This is a genomic window from Aphanizomenon sp. UHCC 0183 (assembly GCF_009712065.1).
Classification (GTDB): Bacteria; Cyanobacteriota; Cyanobacteriia; order Cyanobacteriales; family Nostocaceae; genus Dolichospermum; species Dolichospermum heterosporum.
Genome location: NZ_VILC01000113.1, coordinates 11919 through 13060, shown reverse-complemented (window position 1 = coordinate 13060; position 1142 = coordinate 11919). Strand labels below are relative to the sequence as shown.

General features: G+C 38.9%; 1 protein-coding gene. It reads right to left on the bottom strand.

The window, feature by feature from the left end; all coding sequences use genetic code 11:
• Window positions 1-122 precede the first annotated feature (122 nt).
• Window positions 123-377: a DUF6761 family protein gene (locus tag FJR37_RS23375; RefSeq protein ID WP_053537928.1), complete on the bottom strand. Its 255-nt coding sequence runs from the start codon at window positions 375-377 to the stop codon at window positions 123-125.
• Window positions 378-1142: the final 765 nt, after the last annotated feature.

The window sequence follows — 1142 nt, the reverse complement described above, 5'->3', positions numbered from 1 at the left end:
TTTGATTTCATATCAATTGCAGTAGTTCCCAAATTTAGTCCCCCATACCCCATTGACCAAGGCAAAAATCGTGCTATGATCATCGGCGGTAATGGGCTAGTTAGTAAAATCCGATAGTACCTTTAGTAGTAGCCATGTTGTTTTTCAGGTTCCGGCTGAACCATTGCGAAGTTAGATACATCATACAAATAACGGCTGGCTTCCTCTTCTAAGCGATGAATCCAATATGGTTCCATGATGTTACTATGTCGAAGTGCGGCAAGGTATCCATCCAAATACATCCGCATATCATCCATACGATAACCGCGATTCCATAATTCGACGAAGGCGTCGGTAAGTCTTTGGTAGTAGCGGATGGTTTGTGTGTCTTGGAGCATAACTGCTGTATTAATCTCTTTGCGATGAGAATTGTAGATGATTATTCACGCTTAATGAAGTATCACTTCCCTCTTCTGTATTAACTTATAAGTTAATATTTTCACCTTGGGTGAGACCCCCCAGCAGCTAAAAACTTAATTAAATCCTACGCCAAAAAATTGGAAATATGCTGATTTTGTAAGGTATTTTTACGATTTTTTGTCAGGATTTTGATCTGATAGCTTGAGTTTAGCTATCTATTTGTAACCACAAGGGTAATTTATTTTTATCCAATTTTTTAGACGTTGTTCACTGGGAATACAAATCTAGCCATTAGTGGATAAATCTGTAAAATCAAGTTTTAGAATTTACTAGTTGTTTCCGGGCTAAATAACAACCTGTCTCTACCTTTGGTTATAATCGGGTGTGATTTTTGTGCTACTCCCTTTGGTAAATGATTGTCCTATTGAGTTTACCATATCTCTTAAGGAGTAAGACAGATTGCTAAAAATAAACTTTAATGATATGGGGTAGGAGTCAGGAATCACTCGATTTTGGATTTTGGATTGATTCCGCCCCCAAGTGTAGAGCTTGAAAATTTGGGATTGACGTTAGCGAAGCGTACGCAGCGCAGCGCAGCGAGGATTTTTCCGTCCTCACGGACGGGGATTTGTACCAAATTTTTTTCATCTAAAATCCAAAATTCCCGGTCAGAAGTCAGAGGTCAGCACTTCGACTTCGCTCAGTGACTAGTAGTTCGTCAAATTTATTTTGATGGGTAATGA

What these genes read in the sequence shown, in the direction of transcription:
- FJR37_RS23375 (WP_053537928.1), bottom strand. Translation starts at nt 377, where the DNA reads ATGCTCCAAGACACACAAACCATCCGCTACTACCAAAGACTTACCGAC.